Genomic DNA, 18,342 nt, shown 5'->3' on the forward strand with positions numbered 1-18,342 from the left:
ACTAGGTACTATTATATTTGACCCCAACCTGAACTCGCATTGCAGTTGAAAATGTTCTTGACTTCTCCGTTAACGATTTCGATTAAATAGGCAAATCTGGGAGTTGATTTTGTTCCGTAAAACTCATACGTTGAGCAACCCCTCAAGCACAGCTCGCAGTATCCATTTTTAACGACCATCTTTTTAAGCCCCTTTTTCCTTGCGGAGTCGAATTGAGCTTTTAGAAAGGCTAAAAATCGATATTTATCCTTGTCGTCAAAAAGCTGGTCTTCATTGACCATTGGTTCCAATATCTTTGAATTTAACTCAATGCAGGACATTATAAAGCTATCAACTATTCTTTTTGCCTGTTCACCAGTGGAGGACTCTTCTTTAACCTTTAATTTTATCAATTGTTCCATGCTATAATATTTTACCGCAATAATAGATTTTGAAAGATGTGATCCAAACAATTGGAACTTATTTCGATCAAAGGATTGATTACTGGGATTAAAGAATATTTAATGTCAATTATGAAATATTTAATGTTGATTTTTCTTCAACCTGTTTCTATTCCTATTTCAAAAGGTATCTATATGGAGTGTGTTTTGAGGTAATTTTAAGCCTTAATTTTGCTGGGCATTATTATCGTATTACAAAATCACCTCTTTTATGTTTTTCCCCAGAGTAAAGGGTACCCTATAAAAAACCCCCACCCTCTTGTCTCGTTTTTCCCCTACCCCACCACATTTTACATGTGTAGATTTTCTGAGAACACAAACGGATTCTTACGATTTTTGATTAATATTTTAAAGGGTCTGCAGTGTACGCAAGAAAAAACTTCTAACTATAAGACCCACTACGGACTAAAATTAAAATCAATTCCCACTAAAAGCTTGAACAGCTTAATTTCTAATAAGTGTAAGCAAGAATTCGCTATTAGGTTATAAATTGAGCTAATTAAATAGCTTAAATACCGAAATCTAATTTATGTGGTATAATACAAGGGCGAAGGCGAATGCCTGAGCATATAAGCTTAAAAACCTTAACGAAATTGAGGCAATATAAAATATGTAAGGGATGGATACAGAAAGCCCCTAGGGACACCCCCAAAGTTTTGCGGTCAAACCGCTGCTCACGAAGAATTTAGTCCCGAAAGACGGGCAGTGGTCAATAAATCTCCTTTTTCGGGAACACCTAAGCTTTCATCTTCGTAAATCGCTTCCGCTTCGGCTATCTTACCTTCCAACTTGAATTATATCGCACCTCCTCCCTTTTACTCACTTGCTTTCACCTGAATCGTTTATCTCACCTTGCGGCAATTGTCCCGTTCCATACACTCTACCAGTGCGGTTAAGGTGGGTTAGCTAAATACCCACTAGACAGATCTTATGGCAAGCTTCTTTTTTCCGTGGATTTAACCTCATTCCCTATGTTAGATTGGGAACTACATACCCACCACATTCCGACCCTTTATACCTTATAAGTAATCGGATAGAGTGAAGCCCATTTAGCTGGACTTGGATTCTTAGTTGACCTTAATTGGATGTGTTACCTGTTATAAGGTGGTCTTTCTGGCAGGGACAACCAACCCTCGCTCTTGCGCTTATTCTTTGAAGAAGTGCAAAAGTACTAATTTTTAATGAAAAAAACAAATTTATTTACGGTAATTTCATTATAGAACACAATGCTGACACAATTTTACATCTGTTGAGATATTCCATATATTTGATTTATGTGCTTCTCAACCTCACTAAGAAAGGAAAAGCGGGTCATTGAAATGGTCAGGGCCACGGAGATCCAGTTCCACATTGAGTTCAAACCTTTCTTCCGTGCCAATGGCTTTGCCCATCCAAACCTTTGGATAGTGAAGCAGGATGAGCAGAACAAATTGTACCCAGCAACATGGGGATACGTTCCGCCGTTCGCATCCGATGACCCAAAGGGTTTTTATGCCAAATACAACACGTTAAACGCCAAGAGCGAGACGATCTTCACCTCAAACACATACAAGCACTCAATTTACGACAAACGCTGTCTGATCCTCGCTGATGGCTTCCACGAGCCTCATAAGGTCAAGAACGTTTCCTACCCTTACTTCTGCCGCTACTTCGATGATTCAATCTTTTGTTTCGCTGGGCTATATTCAGAACTGGATGACGGTAGCCTCACCTGTACCATCATAACGATGAATGCCAACGAGCAGTTTGGGAAGATCCACAACGTGAAGAAGCGGCAGCCGCTGATCCTGCAGTCAAACTTGGAGGATGACTGGCTGGATGACATACATGAGCCACACCTGAAGGATTTGATGAAGGAAGGTTTTACGACCAAGCCAATAGAGGCATACTCTGTGTCAAGGGACATTTACAAGAGGGACGTGGATTCAAATAACCACCTTGCGATTGACAGGGTGGACTACCCAGAACTGAATGAGCAAGCTGGCCTATTTTGATGAAGCATTCTCCAAAACCTCAGCTATCATCATGATAATTCCAGCCGCAACAAATAAAATGGACGCTATTATCTTTAGAATATTTACTGTTTGCATGACTTTTAGTTTATCGTTACATCGCAATATAAATTTGTGACCTATCCTTTTAGTCCAAAAAAATGGCATGTTATCAACAAATTAGTTAACAAAATTGAATTTTTTATGGAATATATCCTAATTTTGGGATTATATCCAAATATATGTACGCACTTATCGATTGCAACAATTTCTATGCTTCCTGTGAGAGGGTTTTCGACCCCTCGCTCAATGGTAGACCAGTAGTGGTTCTCTCCAACAATGACGGGTGTGTCATAGCCAGATCTAACGAGGCCAAGGCAATCGGAGTGGCAATGGGCGCACCATATTTCCATTTCAAAAAGCTTTTTAAACAATACAATGTCAAGGTGCTTTCCTCCAACTACGCACTCTATGGTGACATGTCATCTAGGGTGATGTCGATACTTGCGAGGTTCACGCCCGAAATCGAGGTCTATTCGATTGATGAGGCATTCCTTAAGTTCAACGGTTTCCACAGGTACGACCTCCACAGTTACGGATCAGAGATCAAGAGAACCGTGGAACGGTCTACGGGGATCCCGATCAGCATCGGTATGGCCCCTACCAAGGCACTGGCGAAGGTCTCCAACAAGATCGCAAAGAAGTTCCCCGTGCAAACCAAAGGTGTTTATGTGATGGAAGATGAGGGCAAGCGGCAAAAGGCCCTGAAATGGCTCCAAATCGATGATGTCTGGGGCATAGGAAGGCAGTACGGCAAAATGCTCCAATCCAACAATGTAAAGAACGCTTTGGACTTCACCAACCTACCCAATGAATTTGTCATGGAAAGGATGAGCGTGGTCGGCCTGAGGCTCAAACGTGACTTGGAGGGATTGGAGACATTGGCACTGGAACAGCCCGAAAACAAAAAGGCCATTGCATGCACCCGTTCCTTCGATACGATGTACACGGAGCTTGGTGATCTACAGGAGCGTATCAGTACGTTTGCCTCTGTGTGCGGGCGCAAGCTCAGGAACCAGAAAAGCAATTGCGAGCTTATCCAAGTCTTCATCAGTTCCAACCAGTTCAGGGAGGATCTGCCCCAATACCATGGCAGTATTTCGGTAAGGCTCTCCTACCCCACCAATTCCACCATACACCTGACCAAGGCTTCCCTTGTCGGTCTGGAAAGGATATTCAGAAAGGGCCACCACTACAAAAGGGCTGGGATAATGGTCATGGGCCTGACACCAGACACAGGGAGACAGCTGAACATTTTCAGGCCAATAGACCATAGACAGGGGCCGCTGATGAAGGCCATTGACAGGTTGAACCTTATGAACGGGTATGACCTAGTGCGCTTCGGCGGTATGGATCTGGAAAGGAAATGGAAGATGAACCGAAACCACCTATCGCCCAATTACACCACAAGAATAGATGACATCATTAAAGCTACTTCCTAACATCAACTGCGGCTTCCCCTCCCCAGCGGAGGACTTCACCGAAATGCGGATCTCACTCGATGAACATTTCATCAGGGACAGGGAGGCCACGTTCTTTGTCAGGGCCAACGGGCATTCAATGGAACAGGACGGAATCTCTGACGGCGACCTGCTAATAGTTGACCGTAGCATAGAACCTTTTGACGGATGTGTTGCAGTGTGCTATGTGGACAGTGAGTTCACCGTGAAGCGTGTGGTGAAGAAAGCTGATAAGGTATTGTTGGTGGGTAACAGGACTATCGAACTTGACGAGGGATCGGAGTTGTTTATATGGGGTATCGTTACCTATGCTATCAAGAAAATTAGCTGACAGGAAAATCAGCTATATTTGGATATGGGAGTAAAATTCATCAAGATCTTTATCGATGAAATGGTCACTTTGGAAAAAGTGGACGGCGAAAGTATCCAAGGCATTATCCAATCCTCTAAAAATGACATTCAACAAATAGAGGAGCTTTCAACTGACTTGCAGGATTTACATGAGATACTTTTCACCGTCAAGTTGGAGGGAAAGGGAAGGCTTGATTTGCCCATAAAATTGAAAGACATCCACTCCATTGAAAGAATGGATTAATTTGAAATAGAATCAGATACTTGGGTTTCCAACATCATTTCGGCCCTGTAAAGCTCTTCCTTCAGCTGACCGTTCTCTTTTTCCAATTGCTGAGTTCTGGTTTTGTCCTCCATGATCTTGACATCATAAGGTGGTACGGGGGATTTGCTGAAAGCAACCAAATCAATTATGATACTGAACAAACCAACGGCTGCACTGACCACAATGGCCCAAACGGCAAGTCTTATCGATTTAGATGCTTTCCGATTTGCCTCTCTGGAAGCTTCACGGGCATCTTGGGCCATCTGTCTGGATTCAACCAATTCTTGGTAATCGAGATATTGTTTTGCAGCGTGTCCGTCTAACCTATAAGGTTTATTAAGAATTGCCATCAGGGCTTTATATTTTCCAAATTCAGGATCTATATCATTGATTTCCTTGTCCTCCAAATAGCGCAAAATATCCCTCTTGAAATGGCTCATATTTAGTTTGCCTATGCCACTGCTGAAGTTGTCAATAAACCATTCAAAAAAGGAACTCTCTGCGCCTAGGCTAAACTCATATCCTAATTGAGCCTCAATTTGATTCAATAATTCAAAATAGCTTATCCCCTCCTTTTCATGAGCCAGACCTATTTCCATTGCCTTTATGTACCTGTTCATTTTATGGTGTCTTTGGTTGTTTTCAATGACTCCAATACGTTTTGGAGGGAATCCCTTTCCTTATCAAACTTTTCATCCATCTGTTCCTTGGTCACATATTCTTTAGGAGTAAATATCTGGTATATGGAGTATCCGCCACCAAAAATGCCCAGTAAGAACAAGGGCCAAAAAGTATATACTTGCCATTTTGCAAGCCTCGCTTCATACCTGTTCTTTTTTCTTTGAGTTACAATATCTTTAACTTCTTCCTGCTGCTTAATATTCAACTCATGAATCCTAGCTTGTTTATGTTTGTAAAGTGTCACAAATCCACCGTCATCAAGAAATTCTTGGGTAAATTCATTGGAACTAATAAAAATTGAACCACCAATACCTCTAGCACTTGACTCATCAATGTATTTTGGTGCAATAACAAGCATTTCTTCAACCAATTCCTTAAAATGCGCTTTAGATTTTAAGTCGTTATTTATAGTCTTATACAATTCATTTGTATCATAAATCATCCTTTTGGATATAATGAATTTTAATATCTCATTTTGCAACTTAGCTCTTTCCAATCCTTCCATTGAATTAACTTTTTATTATTCAGCAAGATAATCCATTTTACAGATTGTGGGAAAAGTTCCATACAGTGGTTGGTTACTGTAGCTATTTATGACCAATTATCATATATTTATGACCTCCCCCGATAAAATGAATGACCCTTTGGTAAAGCTAAAATCCAATTATGAAACAAACTATTACCCTATTGGCCTGTCTATGTTTTGTCTGTTGTGGAGTGCAGCAGAACCTGAAGGTATCTTATAAACTATCTTCAGGGATGACCAAGGCAGAGGTAGAAAACATTATGGGCGCACCTGCCAAGAGCGACTTCAAACAGAATGTTGAGGAATGGCACTATTGTAGAACTGGATTCAATTCAGATGAATTCCTAGCCCTGTTCTTCTATGAAGGTAAGCTTGTCGAAAAGTTGAACTATACGGTAACGTTGGCAGATACTAGGGGTGCTACTGGCTCTTGCTCAAAGTTCATTAAAATGGGTAATTATAGGGAGCCTGACAGGATAATCGAATTGAGAATGAGATAGAGTACCAAGTACGCCACCATTATGAACAAGTTTATTATTATTCCACCTAGGCATATTGGCTTAAACGATTGGTCTGATTTTAGCCCTGATTACTTTAACCACACTTTGATTTTGAAGGAAGATAAGAGATGTCCCATTCGGCATCAATGGATTGACTGGTCTAAAGGCTATGATGAAGAAAAGGATAAGGCAGGTGGTTTGTCAGGCCATTATCTAAAACCTCGTAGATGTAGTTTCGTGGAGTTTGATAAGTTCCAAGAAGCAAGGGAATTGGCCGATGTATTTGATGCTGAGTACAACGAATACAAGAAGGGAAATATCAAGTGGGCAGCGTTGAGTTTTAATAGTAATGGCAAACAATGGGTAAGCTGTTTCTAAGGTATGAGTAAATGCCCATTGTCCACCCAACATCAATAAATTCAATAACTAGATAATAAGAACATGTCAACCCCTTTGGACAACTTGGACTTTGAAACGGTAAAGCAACTCCGTAAGAGCTTGTTGATTACCTCCGTTATCGGTATTGCGATTTCATACATGATTGAGTACAGTACGGGTTGCGTTTCCTTTTTCGGATTTACTTTTGCAACATCAGGGAAAGTATCAATAATATCAAAGTTGTTGGGATGTATTGTGTTTTATTTTTGGATTTCGTTCATTATCAAGTTCTGGAAAGATGAGCTTCCCAAGATATACAAGAAGCGAATCAACAAGGAACTCGATGATTGGTTTGGATATGGGAATAATCCTGACAAAGAAAACTTAAAAAAGGAAATAGAGGAAAAGGTCAAGAAGGATATGAGGCACCATTTTAAATCAAGTGAACGGCTGATAAAAACAATTGATATTTACTTCCCCATAGCCCTAGGCATATATTCTATGGTTGTCTGTTTTAGAGGTGCAATAGTACTGTTTTAGAATACCCCAAAATACCCATCCTCCACCTTCCAATCTGTAACCAGATCCCCGATTTTAACATCATACGTTCACATTGGCCCTCCCCCTCCATTCACTTACTATTGATAACCAGTGGTTTAAGTTTCTACTTTACATAATAAATGTTATAGCACCAGTACAATTGGTCATTGAAAGATACTCAAAGAAATGGCTGTTTCATTGACAAGGCACGGGCAAAATCCCGTGGTTTTATCGATTCGGGATGAGGATAATGCAACAAAAACCTGATTTGGTTGAGGATCATAAAAAAGCCCCCTAAGTATGACCTAGAGGGCAGTCATCAAATTGTAAATTACCAGTTTTCAAACGATGACACTGGCAATATAATGAATTTGTAGGGGATTTCCTCCCGTGTGTGCGTTAGAGAGATCGGGATGGGGCCTCTACCTTTATCAAATCCCCCACTAACTTTGAATCAAAGTACTGATCGCTATTCCCCTATCCTATTGAGGATCAAGTTAAACGGGGGCCAGAATGGTTCCCCTAGCACTTTCTGCCCATAGATCCTTAGACCAAAGTCCTTGCTGTCCATCTCTGTCATTATATATCCCCCAAATGAGAGGTTTGGGTTGGAAATGTCCAGTTCTTCTGATTTTGATTTCCTGTATACGTCAAAGTGGAGGGTGAAGGGTTGGACATCATCCTTTAAAGATATTACTATGTCCTTGCTCTTGTCGATCTTGTTGTGGATGGGGAGTTTGTCGATCTGAACTGGTGCGCATACCATTACCAGCCTTGAAACCTCTATTTCATCGAAATTGATTCCCTTATTGCCATCGACCAGTTTATTGCCCTTTTTGTCCTTGGAGTGTATGGCCCCGCTGTGGTGGTGTGATAGGTGGTCACGTTTGAATTCCGAAATCTGATAGTCGTTGAAGTCTATTTTGCCGTCCCCCCTCTCCTGTAACGGGGTATTTGGGATTCGGACTGGTTCTTAGGCATCGCTGTAAAAATGGAAGTAGAAAGAATTGTCCCCCTCTGTATTGCTTATGGAGAAGTTCATGTACTTGTAGTACTTTCCCTTGTATTCAAATATTATCCTTGTGTAGTGTCTCTTCACTTATGGTTAGGGGTTGTCATTGAAAAGCTTTTAAGGTTTAGCCGCCCGATTATCAGTTTTTCATGTGGCTTGGTCTGTATTATCTCCCTTTTTCTGGTTGTCCTTATCCTCTGCAATGGCTGATATTGCCTTCAGCTTCAGTTCCCTCTCATGACGGTGTATATACCATTCCTCAAATAACATTTCTATCAGTTCTATCAAGAGTTTTGCTTCTTTGGGATCTACTTCTATAATTAGGTTGATGTCCTTCTCCATGTGTGCTCCGATATTACCGACCTTCCTTACCGCATCTATTGATTTCCAAGTTATAGGGTCAATTTTATCTTCCAGCGCATTTATCTCATCTACCAACCTCCCCTTTTTGATCTTCCAGAAATCTCTAATAATTCCTTGCAAGCATCTTCTGGACAATGTTGCCGAAGCCTTTGGACTTAGTTCTAGTATTGCACACGCCTCTTCATAGTCATCTATAAGTGGTTTGGGGATATAATCTGGAAAGGATTTTGCAAAGGAATTTGGCAATAAGTTCCATTCTTTTAACTTTTCTCCTAATACCCACCGACCTGTATTTATATTGAGAGACGTATCAAATAACTCAGCCCTTAGATTTATTCTTCCACACTCATCATTTGGACAAACAATCCATTCATGATAAAATTTTCTATTACCCTCGGCATTATTAATGGTAAATAGATCCTCTACCTTTTTATGTTTATCAGTATTAACTGTGGTTTTTGTTCCACAGTAAGGACATGTCCAATTAAACCCCATATCTGTATTGTTTTGAGATTACTAAGATGCCTAAAAACTACTTATGTTCCAAGCAATTAACCCCTGAAAACATCATAATGGATCTTTGGCCCACCAGTGACCGCCTCGAACTTCTTTCTGAACTTATGGTACTTCTTCAATATGTTCTGTCCCGATGGATATGGGCTGTAGTCAATCATTTCCTTTATCGGGAATATGGTCTTTGTTGCCGTGTTACCCGCAAAGTCCTGTAGGTCGTTGATGATATAGGTCTCATTGGGTATGGGGATGTTGAAGGCCACTTCTATTAGGAAGAACTTTCTGGCGTGGTCATATGTCACCTTTATCTGTTTGATGTACTTGCCGATGATTTCCTTCTTCTCTGAAAATGGGATCGAGCTGTCGATTATTTGTTTGTTGCTCTTCAGCTCGGCATTTGCCAGACTGTCCCTCCAAAGCCTTTCATTGTACTGCCTATAGTATTGGTCATTGCTGTCGCCCATCCATTCCTTTGGCAAGGGGATGTCCTTCTTGATCTCGGTGAGGAAGCGTTTTTCGTCATTCAGCAATTGCTGTTCCATTTCAAGGGCCTCCTGTAGCTCCATTTCCATCTGTAGCTTGGATTCCAAGCTGTTCTTTGTAGAGATATAGTTTTCCTTATCCACTAGCTCCTCGATCAGGTTCTGGTAGTTGCTGGTGATCTTCTTCTTGATGTTTTTGATGGATTTTTGGTTCTCTTTAAGCTTTAGGGCATTTGCTTTTGACCTTTCTTCACTGCCGCCCTTTTTAAAGGCTTCCTTGACCCTTTGGTACATTTCGCCGTTCCTGAAGAAATTGTCCCAGACAAAGTTCTCGAAAACCTCTAGGTTCAAGGCCCTGTTTCGGCAATCCTCCAACCTTGATTTTCTGCTGGCACATAGATAGTAGGCCCATTTTGTGTTGCTGTTCTTCCTTCCGAAATAGTTCTTGCCGCATACACCGCATACGATCATACCCTTGTTCAATAGATATTTGTGGTCGACTCCCCTGCCAGAAAAGATCCTGTTCTTCTTAAGGTTGTCGTTTACCTTCTGCCAATAAATCTCATCGAATATTGCGGGTACCTCGTACTCCACCCCGCCCTGAATCCTTACACCTTTATAGTATGGGTTCTTGATGATGTCCAACACAGTGTTGGAGGCCCAGAACTTTTTGTTTCTCTGGGTGGGGATGCCCTCTTCGGAAAGCTCGTTGGCAATTACTTTGGTTCCCTTCCCGTTCAACGAGTCCTTATAGATCCTTTTGATGAGCTTTGACTGCTCTGGATCGATCTCGACCTTGCCGTTCTCCCCTTTTCTATATCCTATTGGTGGTCGCCCCTGAACCATTCCGTTCTTTGCATTACGCTTCAGTACGGTCTTGATCTTCTGAGAGGTAAGTTTTGCGTAGAACTCGTCAAAAGCGGCCTTTTGGGTATAGAACATGTAAGTCTGGGGGTCGGAAAGGTCTATGTTCATACCATTGTCATATAGCACGACCTTGTTGTCCTTCAACATGTCGGCAAAGACAAGCCAGCTTTTTGTGTTCCGTGCGGCCCTAGAGGTTTCCCAAATGAATATTCCTTTGAGCTTGCCCTTTTCGATGTCGGAGATCATTTCCTTGAACTTGGGCCTTTCCGCCGAAATATCGGCTCCTGATACAATCCCCTCATTGTAGATTTCATAGCTTGAACCAAGCCTTTCAGCAAGTTCTATTCCAAGGAGTTCCTGCTCCCTGAGGGACTTCTGTTTGTCGTGGTCAACTGATTTTCTAATGTAGATTCCTAGCATAATTATTTGTTTTATCGTGCGCTTCAAGACGACGATAAATAAAAAATTTGCTGGGAAGATATATAGAAGTTTACCAACAGACAGTTAAGCCTTGGTGCCCCTTGGGTAAAAATTCTTAAGGTCCTGACGGTTCCATTTGGCACAGCCCACATATACATTGGTTTTCCCTCCAGACCCATATTTGGAAAGGACCACAGGCGTATCCGGATGGTCCTTCGGGATGGTAAAATCAATACGTTCGGGATGGTCTACTTTGCCGAATTTCATGCACTTTATAATTTGAGATTTTAAAGATATGAATTAATAAAAGCCTGTTCATAACATCGTTAAAAACTATTGCCGCCCCAAAAATTGTACGGTTTTTGAATATGTAACTTTAATAAAACTTACAGCCATGGATTCACGATCCAAGAGTCTTTTGGACATCCGTCCAGACATTCCACAATCACATTTCAACAACGCAATGGGTTTTGATGAACGTTTCCAGAACCAAACCTTGCGGCCCGTCATCAAGCTCCAGAACTTTTTATTGGTAGAAGCTTTCAAGAACTACATCGCTAAACACAAGGGGGCATTCCACGACCTTTCCCTTGACAAAAAACTGCAGTTCATAGAAGGGGCCATCCAAAAGGACATCAAGTTCAGGAATTCCCTAAAGGGAATGGTCATTGGCCAGTTTACGGTGGAAGAGTACCAAGAGTATATTTCCAATTCATCCGCCCTTAACAAGCGGATGATGAACATGGTCATCGAACGGTTGAAAGATCAGGTCCTGTTGTTGGACCATCAGGCTCTGTTACAGGATTGATTCCCCGTTCAGGTTGGTGGTAAGGACGTCGCTCATAAGATCAAAATAAGGCCTTATGGCGCGATACGATTGGTCCACTTCCTCCAAAAAAGAATCGGAAAGCACTTCCTTGTCGGTCAGGTCCCTGACAAATACATATTGTTTGTGCTTGATCAGGTCAATGTCAGGATGTTCCCTATCAAAACCTTTTGGGGCCGTTTTTACGGTATCACCCTTTAGGTCGCCCCAAATGGATTTCAAGGATTTTTGTCCGATGACCTCCCTAAATTCGGAAGCATCCATTTCCAGTTCTTTGCGTATACGGAAAAGGTCCTCTTTGTTCGGGTCCCAAAATCCGGTAGCCAAAAAAGACCCGCCCGGTTTTAAATGAAGATAATACCCTCCTCTCAAATGACTGCCCAATCGGGAAAAAGATCCTCCAAAGTGGGTCTTGTACGGGGTTTTGTCTTTGGAGAAGCGCACATCCCGATAAATGCGGAACATTTTCATTTTTTCGATTTCGTCGTGATGGTTCAGCTTGTCTTTTACCGCTTCATAAAACCCCTTCACGGCCGTTTCATGCTTTTTGAAAATCTTCTTGTTCGCTTCAAACCACTCTTTATTGTTATTCTTTTCAAGTTGCTTTAAAAAATCAAATACTTCTTTGGAAATCGTGTTGTGGGCCGCCATATACCGATAATATGTTATTTTTAAACTAAAGTTAGCCTTTTCCAATAGGGTATGGTAAGGATTTGTCTAATTTTAAGACAATAAAAGTAGTATGGACAAGGAAAAAATTATCTCAGAGCTGAACAGGCACAAGAAGTTGCCCTATCTGGATTTCAGATTGAAGCAAGAAACAGAAGATTTTACGGATACACTTTTTTATACCTTATTTGATGCCAATACCCCGGTTGCGGTGAATCTGGAGCTGTTGGAAAACAAGTTTAACGGGTTGATCGATATGGCTTGTTGGGAATTGGAACGCCCCAGCACACAATTATGGAACGACTATGTTTCCGAACTTCCAGGGATTTTGGAAAAATTAAACCTGGATGCGGAGGCCATTCTCAATTGCGACCCGGCTTCATTGTCCATACGGGAGATTTACATGGCCTACCCTGGTTTTTATGCCATTGCCATTTACCGATTGGCGCATGAACTTTATGTTCAGGATGTGCCGTTGATTCCAAGGTTGATGACGGAATACGCGCACAGACAGACGGGTGTGGACATTAACCCCGGTGCCAAAATTGGGAAATCGTTTTTTATCGATCACGCTACGGGTGTGGTCATTGGCGAAACCGCTATCATACACGACAATGTAAAAATTTATCAGGGTGTAACGCTTGGGGCGTTATATGTGGCCAAAAATCTAGAAAAGACCAAAAGGCACCCCACGATTATGAGCAATGTTACCATTTACGCCAATGCCACCATTTTGGGGGGCAAGACCGTTATTGGTGAAAATTCCATCATCGGTGGTAACGCCTGGGTGACCGCTTCGGTGCCGCCAAATTCCACAGTTTTCCACACACCTGAAATCAAAATAAAGACAGCTCCAAATGTCTAAAAGCATCCTAGACCTTATTGGCAACACCCCTTTGGTGGAGTCCAAAGTATTGAATCCCAATCCGAACGTCAAAGTACTTTTTAAGCTTGAAGGCAATAATCCTGGCGGAAGCGTAAAGGATCGTCCTGCCTACAATATGATCAAGAGTGGCTTGGAACGTGGTGATTTTACCAAGGCATCCAAATTGATAGAGGCCACCAGCGGAAATACAGGCATTGGTCTAGCCATGATCGCAAGTCTTTTCGGTTTGGATATTGAATTGGTAATGCCCGAAAATTCAACGAAGGAGCGCGTACAGACCATGCGTGCCTATGGAGCGAAAGTTACCTTGACTCCTGCCGATGTGGGTATTGAAGGAGCCCGGGATTATGCTGAATCCAAAGTGAAGAATGAGGGATTCATCATGATGAACCAGTTTTCCAATGATGATAACTGGAAAGCCCATTACAAAACCACTGGTCCGGAAATTTGGAGGGATACCGAAGGGCAGATTACCCATTTTGTATCCAGTATGGGAACCACGGGGACCATTATGGGCACTTCAACCTTTTTGAAGGAGCAAAACCCGAATGTTCAGATTGTTGGGGTACAACCCACCGATGAGTCCAAAATACCTGGTATCCGAAAGTGGCCCCAAGAATACTTACCCAAGATCTTTAATCCCAAAAAAGTGGATAAGGTCATGGAAGTTAGTGAATTGGACGCTACCCTAATGTCCAAAAAACTGGCCAAGGAGGAAGGAATTTTTGCCGGTATGAGCAGTGGTGGCGCCGCTACCGTGGCTTTTAGATTAGCAGAACTATTGGACAGTGGCACCATTGTTTCCATTGTCTGTGATCGAGGTGACCGATATCTTTCTTCGGACCTGTTCGATTAATCAAACCAACTGTTTTAATGACGAATAATTGGGGTTTTATATCAGATTTTTCTGATTATCCAACATTGCCCACTGTTTGTCGATTTGTTTGAAATAATATCATTTTAAACTCCGTTCTTTATATCAAATTAGACTCCCAAATCACAGTTTGATATGAATACAATTTCAAAAATCATCACATGGAAAAGAAACATACTGGCTTCTATGGCCGTTTTGTTGGTTTTGATTGTATTGAGCTTCTATGGCGTGTATACCAATAAGTTCTACTTTCTAAAACCGGACAATTATATATTTCCTATCCTTTCCATGGTGCATTTTTTATACCTGTATGTGGTTTGGTTCAAGATTTCTGAAGAAGAATTACCGGATCCCAAAATGCGGAACATTGAGTATGTGCTCTATGCTATCATGATTGTGTACGTGTTCAAGATTTATGACAGTATGACGGTGCTCAATTCCATTACGGAATATGGAGAGCATGTGATTCCGGCCACCTTTAAACCTGTTGCCACAGTTACCTTGGTGCTTTATAGCATATTGCCCATCCTGACCATTTACACTTTTTGGCTCAGAAAGCGATATGTGGGCATATACAACTTTGAAAACTACAACGACAACCTTAACATCTGGCAATAAAACTAAGGCTATAATCCGCGGATATAGCTGCCATACAGGTCTTTGAACTGAAATCCTTGTTCAAAGCGGTGTTTGCTGAGTTTTTTATGGACCACCAATCCCCAAAGCAACAATTCCTTTAGAAAATAAGAGTCCTCTTTGGAAATTTCGGGTTGGTATTGTTTGATGAGTTGATTGAGCGGGCCAATGGAGTCGAGTTTCGATTTATAGGAAGTTTCGGTTTCATCATCCAAAAGATCAAAGCCTTCACTGTCGAAAAACCAATTGACGAGTTCGTCGTATTCGGTTTCCTGTTCCTTGCGCTGTAGTTTGTCAATCTTTGGGAAAAAGTTGGGAAACAACGACTTGATGGCATCCTCGATCAAAGTTTCGGCCACAAAGCCTGCGCCCTCCTGCTCACCTTCATATACCAATTCTATTTTTCCGGTGATGGATGGGATAACTCCCATAAAATCACTCAAACGAACAGAAGTTTTAGAATCTCCGGCCAATACAGCTCTACGTTCTGCCGTGCTCAACAAATTTTCAAAAGCGGTAATGCTCATCCGTGCACTAACGCCACTTTTGGCATCCACATATTCACTTTTTCGGGCTTCAAAACTGATTTGTTCCAAAAGGTCCATGGCGATTTCTGGCACGTAAATGATATCCGATTGTCTGTTGTCCAATTGGGCCTCTTGTTTGGTGATTTTTTTGGCAATTTCCACACTTTCAGGATAATGCGTAAGAATCTGTGAACCGATTCGGTCCTTCAAAGGAGTCACGATACTTCCCCTGTTCGTATAATCTTCGGGATTTGCCGTAAACACAAATTGAATGTCCAAGTGCAGCCTCAACTTAAAGCCACGGATTTGGATATCCCCTTCCTGCAGGATGTTGAAGAGTGCCACTTGAATCCGAGCTTGCAAATCGGGCAACTCATTGATGACAAAAATGCACCGGTTGGCTCTTGGGATCATCCCAAAATGGATTACCCGATCATCTGCATAGGAAAGACGAAGATTTGCCGCCTTGATGGGGTCCACATCTCCAATCAGATCGGCTACGGTAACATCGGGTGTTGCCAGTTTTTCAAAAAAGCGCTCATCCCGATGAATCCACTCCACTGGGGTATTATCCCCTTTTTCCTTGATGAGCTCTATGGCAAATCGGGAAATGGGGTTCAACGGATCATCATGGATTTCGGAGCCTTCCACAACAGGCATCCACTCGTCCAACAATTGTACCATCAAACGGGCCAATCGGGTCTTGGCTTGTCCACGTAATCCCAATAGATTGATGTTATGTCGGGATAAAATCGCTCGTTCCAATTCAGGGATTACCGAATTTTCATAACCCCAAACCCCTTCAAATACTTCTTCTTTTTTAGATATTTTGGCCAAGAGGTTTTCACGCAACTCATCTTTGATGCTTTTGCTTTGGTATCCAGCTGATTTTAATTCCCCTAGTGTCTTTATTTTGGTATGATCCAATTTCATATGGTCTTTATCCTTTAATTCTTCTTTTCCTGTTTTGTTCATAATCTTCAAAAATCATTTCACCCAATCCCTTCAAACCGGTATAAAAAGCCTTGCCTTTGTTTGCCTTGGTAAATTCTTGCACAAACTTCATCAAGTAAGGGTCTTCGGCAATCATAAAAGTGGTGATGGGAATGTGCAATTTTCTGGCCTGTTGTGCCATGGTGTAGCATTTCTCAACAATATATTCGTCAAGTCCAACACTATTTTTATAATAGTTTCCATCAGGAAGTCGGATGCAGGAAGGCTTCCCGTCCGTGATCATGAAAATCTGCTTGTTGGTGTTCCGTTTTCTGCGAAGCATGTCCATAGCCAACAGTAATCCGGCAACGGTATTGGTATGGTAGGGCCCTACTCTTAAATAAGGCAAATCTTTGATGGGAATGGGCCAGGCATCGTTCCCAAAAACCAAAATATCCAAGGTGTCCTTGGGATACCGGGTAGTTATCAATTCAGCCAATGCCATGGCTACCTTCTTCGCCGGAGTGATTCGGTCTTCACCATACAAAATCATACTATGGCTGATATCGATCATCAGTACGGTGCTCATTTGCGCCTTGTACTGGGTATCCTCCACCACCAAATCTTCTTCGCTCATGGAAAAAGTGTCCAACCCGTGGTTGACTTGGGCATTTTTCAAGCTTTCCGTCATGGAAATATGTTCCAAGGAATCCCCGAAACGATATTCCCTAAACTCTCCGGTATGCTCGTCTCCCCTACCCGATTTTCCGGTGCGATGGTTGCCGGAGCCACTCCGTTTGATCTTACCGAAGATTTGGTCCAAGGCGCGTTGACGCAGCATGCGTTCCAACTTAGCCGTCATGGACAGGCCTCCACCTGCCGGATTTTCATCGCCTTCTTCCCCATCATCGCCGCCCTTTTCGCCATCCATGTCAAATTCTTCACGGATGTAACCCTTGGCCTTCAGGTCTTCTATAAAATCGTCTATGGTGTAATCATCATCGCTAAGTTCGTATTCCTTGTCCAGTTCGCGGAGCCAGTCCAAAGCTTCTTCTACATCACCCGAAGTGTGGGTAATCAGTTCTTGAAAAATCTCGAAGAGTTTTTCAAACGGGGTTTGGTCCGGAGCTTCGTACCTTGTAAAACGAAATCCTTTTCTTGTGTTCATAGCCATTACATAAAATTAAGGCATTTCCCTGTAATGGCTAGGGCTTTAGAAAAAACTTAACGCTACGGACAGGAAAAGCGCCGAGCCCTAGAAACCCGACGCTTGGCATCAAACCAACCTAAACTATTCTTCTACAAAGGTGTAACTCGTTTTTACAACCTGTGTTAACCTGAAGTACCCAAACGCATAGTTATCAGGATTTGTAGTATTGATACAGTTGCCTTTTACGGCTACTGGGGTAGACTCAAAAAGACCAACACCGCCCAATTGGGAGATCAAAATCTTGATATAATCGTAATAGGCCCTTGAAATCCCATACATTTCAATATTCACTACATCGCCGGGTTTAAAAGGTTCTGTATGGGTATCCTCATCCTTCTCAATTTCATACCACCAGTCAATCTCGTTACCGTTCACGAATTCATCCTCCCCTTCTTCCAAATCAGGCAGCAGATCACCTTCCCGCTGAAATTTTAACAGGTAGTTGTTCCCTTCTTCCTCAGGGTCGGTAAACACTACGTGGACTTCCAATACCTCGTCGTCAAATCCATCTTCCCGGTCTTGAAAAACACGGGTGATGTCGGTCACGGGGGTCATGGTTTCGGTTGCGGTATACACCTCCCCATTGTATTCGATCCTAAGGGAATATGTCTGTTCCAGAACGGGTTCAAAATTCGTGGTCAGGTACTCGCCATTGCCCTGATCGGCAAAAATATAGCTGTCACCACTACTATCATTCGTTACCACTACGGAGGCGCCTATGACCCCAGTGTCGGTATCGGTACTAAAAAATGGAGTGGATTCGCGCAAGCGGATGGTCTGAATATTTCCTTCGGTTCCCTTTTCCCAATCCAAGGATGCCTCCACTACCAATCGTTTTGGACCTTCTTGGACTTCAACATCCACTATATCTTCACATGAGGCAAAAGCAATGATAATAATGGCCAATATGATTTTCTTCAATGTTTTCATGA

21 protein-coding genes and 1 pseudogene are annotated in these 18,342 nt (G+C 42.2%); 11 read left to right on the forward strand and 11 right to left on the reverse strand.

The window, feature by feature from the left end; genetic code table 11:
- Positions 1–11: 11 nt before the first annotated feature.
- Positions 12–401, reverse strand: a complete 390-nt coding sequence (locus D2U88_RS16400) for a hypothetical protein (RefSeq protein ID WP_119641600.1) — start codon at positions 399–401, stop codon at positions 12–14.
- A gap of 1,313 nt (positions 402–1,714) precedes the next feature.
- Between D2U88_RS16400 and D2U88_RS16405 the strand changes: the two genes are divergently transcribed.
- From D2U88_RS16405 to D2U88_RS16420, 4 genes are all read left to right on the forward strand, one after another.
- Positions 1,715–2,434, forward strand: a complete 720-nt coding sequence (locus D2U88_RS16405; protein ID WP_119641601.1) for an SOS response-associated peptidase — start codon at positions 1,715–1,717, stop codon at positions 2,432–2,434.
- Positions 2,435–2,673: 239 nt separating this feature from the next.
- Positions 2,674–3,933, forward strand: a complete 1,260-nt coding sequence (locus D2U88_RS16410; RefSeq protein ID WP_119641602.1) for a Y-family DNA polymerase — start codon at positions 2,674–2,676, stop codon at positions 3,931–3,933.
- The gene (locus D2U88_RS16415; protein ID WP_119641603.1) at positions 3,908–4,282 is read left to right on the forward strand and encodes a LexA family protein; all 375 of its coding nucleotides are present in this window, start codon (positions 3,908–3,910) and stop codon (positions 4,280–4,282) included. The genes D2U88_RS16410 and D2U88_RS16415 overlap by 26 nt, the downstream gene beginning before the upstream one ends.
- 24 nt (positions 4,283–4,306) lie before the next feature.
- Positions 4,307–4,546, forward strand: a complete 240-nt coding sequence (locus tag D2U88_RS16420) for a hypothetical protein (protein WP_119641604.1) — start codon at positions 4,307–4,309, stop codon at positions 4,544–4,546.
- Here D2U88_RS16420 and D2U88_RS16425 read toward each other — a convergent pair.
- Positions 4,543–5,187: a hypothetical protein gene (locus D2U88_RS16425; protein WP_119641605.1), complete on the reverse strand. Its 645-nt coding sequence runs from the start codon at positions 5,185–5,187 to the stop codon at positions 4,543–4,545. The two genes, D2U88_RS16420 and D2U88_RS16425, sit on opposite strands and share 4 nt — an antisense overlap.
- Positions 5,184–5,753 (reverse strand): hypothetical protein, encoded by a 570-nt coding sequence (locus D2U88_RS16430; protein WP_119641606.1) that lies wholly within the window; start codon positions 5,751–5,753, stop codon positions 5,184–5,186. The genes D2U88_RS16425 and D2U88_RS16430 overlap by 4 nt, the downstream gene beginning before the upstream one ends.
- A 161-nt stretch (positions 5,754–5,914) precedes the next feature.
- On the opposite strand from D2U88_RS16430, the gene D2U88_RS16435 reads away from it, so the two are divergent.
- From D2U88_RS16435 to D2U88_RS16445, 3 genes are all read left to right on the forward strand, one after another.
- Positions 5,915–6,274, forward strand: a complete 360-nt coding sequence (locus tag D2U88_RS16435) for a hypothetical protein (protein ID WP_119641607.1) — start codon at positions 5,915–5,917, stop codon at positions 6,272–6,274.
- A 21-nt stretch (positions 6,275–6,295) separates the two neighbouring features.
- On the forward strand, positions 6,296–6,652 hold the full coding sequence (locus D2U88_RS16440; RefSeq protein WP_119641608.1) for a hypothetical protein: 357 nt from the start codon (positions 6,296–6,298) through the stop codon (positions 6,650–6,652).
- A gap of 84 nt (positions 6,653–6,736) precedes the next feature.
- The gene (locus D2U88_RS16445) at positions 6,737–7,192 is read left to right on the forward strand and encodes a hypothetical protein (RefSeq protein WP_119641609.1); all 456 of its coding nucleotides are present in this window, start codon (positions 6,737–6,739) and stop codon (positions 7,190–7,192) included.
- Positions 7,193–7,661: 469 nt separating this feature from the next.
- Here the strand turns inward: D2U88_RS16445 and D2U88_RS16450 are convergent, their stop codons facing one another.
- From D2U88_RS16450 to D2U88_RS16465, 4 genes and pseudogenes are all read right to left on the reverse strand, one after another.
- Entirely contained in the window at positions 7,662–7,958 is a 297-nt protein-coding gene (locus D2U88_RS16450) for a hypothetical protein (RefSeq protein ID WP_119641610.1), read from the reverse strand.
- A 393-nt stretch (positions 7,959–8,351) separates the two neighbouring features.
- A complete protein-coding gene (locus D2U88_RS16455; protein WP_119641611.1) occupies positions 8,352–9,062 on the reverse strand; it encodes a DUF4145 domain-containing protein in 711 nt (236 codons plus the stop codon).
- 56 nt (positions 9,063–9,118) lie between these two features.
- The gene (locus tag D2U88_RS16460) at positions 9,119–10,849 is read right to left on the reverse strand and encodes a recombinase family protein (protein WP_119641612.1); all 1,731 of its coding nucleotides are present in this window, start codon (positions 10,847–10,849) and stop codon (positions 9,119–9,121) included.
- A gap of 90 nt (positions 10,850–10,939) precedes the next feature.
- Positions 10,940–11,116, reverse strand: a pseudogene (locus D2U88_RS16465) (DUF72 domain-containing protein); the annotation flags it as partial.
- A gap of 127 nt (positions 11,117–11,243) precedes the next feature.
- Between D2U88_RS16465 and D2U88_RS16470 the strand changes: the two are divergent.
- On the forward strand, positions 11,244–11,657 hold the full coding sequence (locus tag D2U88_RS16470) for a glyoxalase (RefSeq protein ID WP_119641613.1): 414 nt from the start codon (positions 11,244–11,246) through the stop codon (positions 11,655–11,657).
- On the opposite strand, the gene D2U88_RS16475 is transcribed toward D2U88_RS16470, so the two are convergent.
- The gene (locus tag D2U88_RS16475) at positions 11,646–12,326 is read right to left on the reverse strand and encodes a DUF2461 domain-containing protein (RefSeq protein WP_119641614.1); all 681 of its coding nucleotides are present in this window, start codon (positions 12,324–12,326) and stop codon (positions 11,646–11,648) included. The genes D2U88_RS16470 and D2U88_RS16475 overlap by 12 nt on opposite strands.
- A 91-nt stretch (positions 12,327–12,417) precedes the next feature.
- Between D2U88_RS16475 and epsC the strand changes: the two genes are divergently transcribed.
- From epsC to D2U88_RS16490, 3 genes are all read left to right on the forward strand, one after another.
- On the forward strand, positions 12,418–13,209 hold the full coding sequence (gene epsC, locus D2U88_RS16480) for a serine O-acetyltransferase EpsC (protein ID WP_119641615.1): 792 nt from the start codon (positions 12,418–12,420) through the stop codon (positions 13,207–13,209).
- The gene (gene cysM, locus D2U88_RS16485; protein ID WP_119641616.1) at positions 13,202–14,086 is read left to right on the forward strand and encodes a cysteine synthase CysM; all 885 of its coding nucleotides are present in this window, start codon (positions 13,202–13,204) and stop codon (positions 14,084–14,086) included. Before epsC ends, cysM begins: the two co-directional genes overlap by 8 nt.
- A gap of 153 nt (positions 14,087–14,239) precedes the next feature.
- Positions 14,240–14,722 (forward strand): hypothetical protein, encoded by a 483-nt coding sequence (locus tag D2U88_RS16490; protein ID WP_119641617.1) that lies wholly within the window; start codon positions 14,240–14,242, stop codon positions 14,720–14,722.
- 8 nt (positions 14,723–14,730) lie between these two features.
- On the opposite strand, the gene D2U88_RS16495 is transcribed toward D2U88_RS16490, so the two are convergent.
- From D2U88_RS16495 to D2U88_RS16505, 3 genes are all read right to left on the reverse strand, one after another.
- A complete protein-coding gene (locus D2U88_RS16495) occupies positions 14,731–16,200 on the reverse strand; it encodes a magnesium chelatase (protein ID WP_119641867.1) in 1,470 nt (489 codons plus the stop codon).
- Positions 16,201–16,207: 7 nt separating this feature from the next.
- Positions 16,208–17,374, reverse strand: a complete 1,167-nt coding sequence (locus D2U88_RS16500) for a vWA domain-containing protein (RefSeq protein WP_119641618.1) — start codon at positions 17,372–17,374, stop codon at positions 16,208–16,210.
- A 117-nt stretch (positions 17,375–17,491) separates the two neighbouring features.
- Positions 17,492–18,340, reverse strand: coding sequence for a DUF4249 family protein (locus tag D2U88_RS16505; RefSeq protein WP_119641619.1), 849 nt, complete (start codon positions 18,338–18,340; stop codon positions 17,492–17,494).
- Positions 18,341–18,342: the final 2 nt, after the last annotated feature.

It is taken from the genome of Flagellimonas aequoris (assembly GCF_003584165.1).
Lineage (GTDB): Bacteria > Bacteroidota > Bacteroidia > Flavobacteriales > Flavobacteriaceae > Flagellimonas > Flagellimonas aequoris.

What these genes read in the sequence shown, in the direction of transcription:
- D2U88_RS16400 (WP_119641600.1), bottom strand. Translation starts at nt 401, where the DNA reads ATGGAACAATTGATAAAATTAAAGGTTAAAGAAGAGTCCTCCACTGGT.
- D2U88_RS16405 (WP_119641601.1), top strand. Translation starts at nt 1,715, where the DNA reads ATGTGCTTCTCAACCTCACTAAGAAAGGAAAAGCGGGTCATTGAAATG.
- D2U88_RS16410 (WP_119641602.1), top strand. Translation starts at nt 2,674, where the DNA reads ATGTACGCACTTATCGATTGCAACAATTTCTATGCTTCCTGTGAGAGG.
- D2U88_RS16415 (WP_119641603.1), top strand. Translation starts at nt 3,908, where the DNA reads ATGACATCATTAAAGCTACTTCCTAACATCAACTGCGGCTTCCCCTCC.
- D2U88_RS16420 (WP_119641604.1), top strand. Translation starts at nt 4,307, where the DNA reads ATGGGAGTAAAATTCATCAAGATCTTTATCGATGAAATGGTCACTTTG.
- D2U88_RS16425 (WP_119641605.1), bottom strand. Translation starts at nt 5,187, where the DNA reads ATGAACAGGTACATAAAGGCAATGGAAATAGGTCTGGCTCATGAAAAG.
- D2U88_RS16430 (WP_119641606.1), bottom strand. Translation starts at nt 5,753, where the DNA reads ATGGAAGGATTGGAAAGAGCTAAGTTGCAAAATGAGATATTAAAATTC.
- D2U88_RS16435 (WP_119641607.1), top strand. Translation starts at nt 5,915, where the DNA reads ATGAAACAAACTATTACCCTATTGGCCTGTCTATGTTTTGTCTGTTGT.
- D2U88_RS16440 (WP_119641608.1), top strand. Translation starts at nt 6,296, where the DNA reads ATGAACAAGTTTATTATTATTCCACCTAGGCATATTGGCTTAAACGAT.
- D2U88_RS16450 (WP_119641610.1), bottom strand. Translation starts at nt 7,958, where the DNA reads ATGGTATGCGCACCAGTTCAGATCGACAAACTCCCCATCCACAACAAG.
- D2U88_RS16455 (WP_119641611.1), bottom strand. Translation starts at nt 9,062, where the DNA reads ATGGGGTTTAATTGGACATGTCCTTACTGTGGAACAAAAACCACAGTT.
- D2U88_RS16460 (WP_119641612.1), bottom strand. Translation starts at nt 10,849, where the DNA reads ATGCTAGGAATCTACATTAGAAAATCAGTTGACCACGACAAACAGAAG.
- D2U88_RS16470 (WP_119641613.1), top strand. Translation starts at nt 11,244, where the DNA reads ATGGATTCACGATCCAAGAGTCTTTTGGACATCCGTCCAGACATTCCA.
- D2U88_RS16475 (WP_119641614.1), bottom strand. Translation starts at nt 12,326, where the DNA reads ATGGCGGCCCACAACACGATTTCCAAAGAAGTATTTGATTTTTTAAAG.
- epsC (WP_119641615.1), top strand. Translation starts at nt 12,418, where the DNA reads ATGGACAAGGAAAAAATTATCTCAGAGCTGAACAGGCACAAGAAGTTG.
- cysM (WP_119641616.1), top strand. Translation starts at nt 13,202, where the DNA reads ATGTCTAAAAGCATCCTAGACCTTATTGGCAACACCCCTTTGGTGGAG.
- D2U88_RS16490 (WP_119641617.1), top strand. Translation starts at nt 14,240, where the DNA reads ATGAATACAATTTCAAAAATCATCACATGGAAAAGAAACATACTGGCT.
- D2U88_RS16495 (WP_119641867.1), bottom strand. Translation starts at nt 16,200, where the DNA reads ATGAAATTGGATCATACCAAAATAAAGACACTAGGGGAATTAAAATCA.
- D2U88_RS16500 (WP_119641618.1), bottom strand. Translation starts at nt 17,374, where the DNA reads ATGGCTATGAACACAAGAAAAGGATTTCGTTTTACAAGGTACGAAGCT.
- D2U88_RS16505 (WP_119641619.1), bottom strand. Translation starts at nt 18,340, where the DNA reads ATGAAAACATTGAAGAAAATCATATTGGCCATTATTATCATTGCTTTT.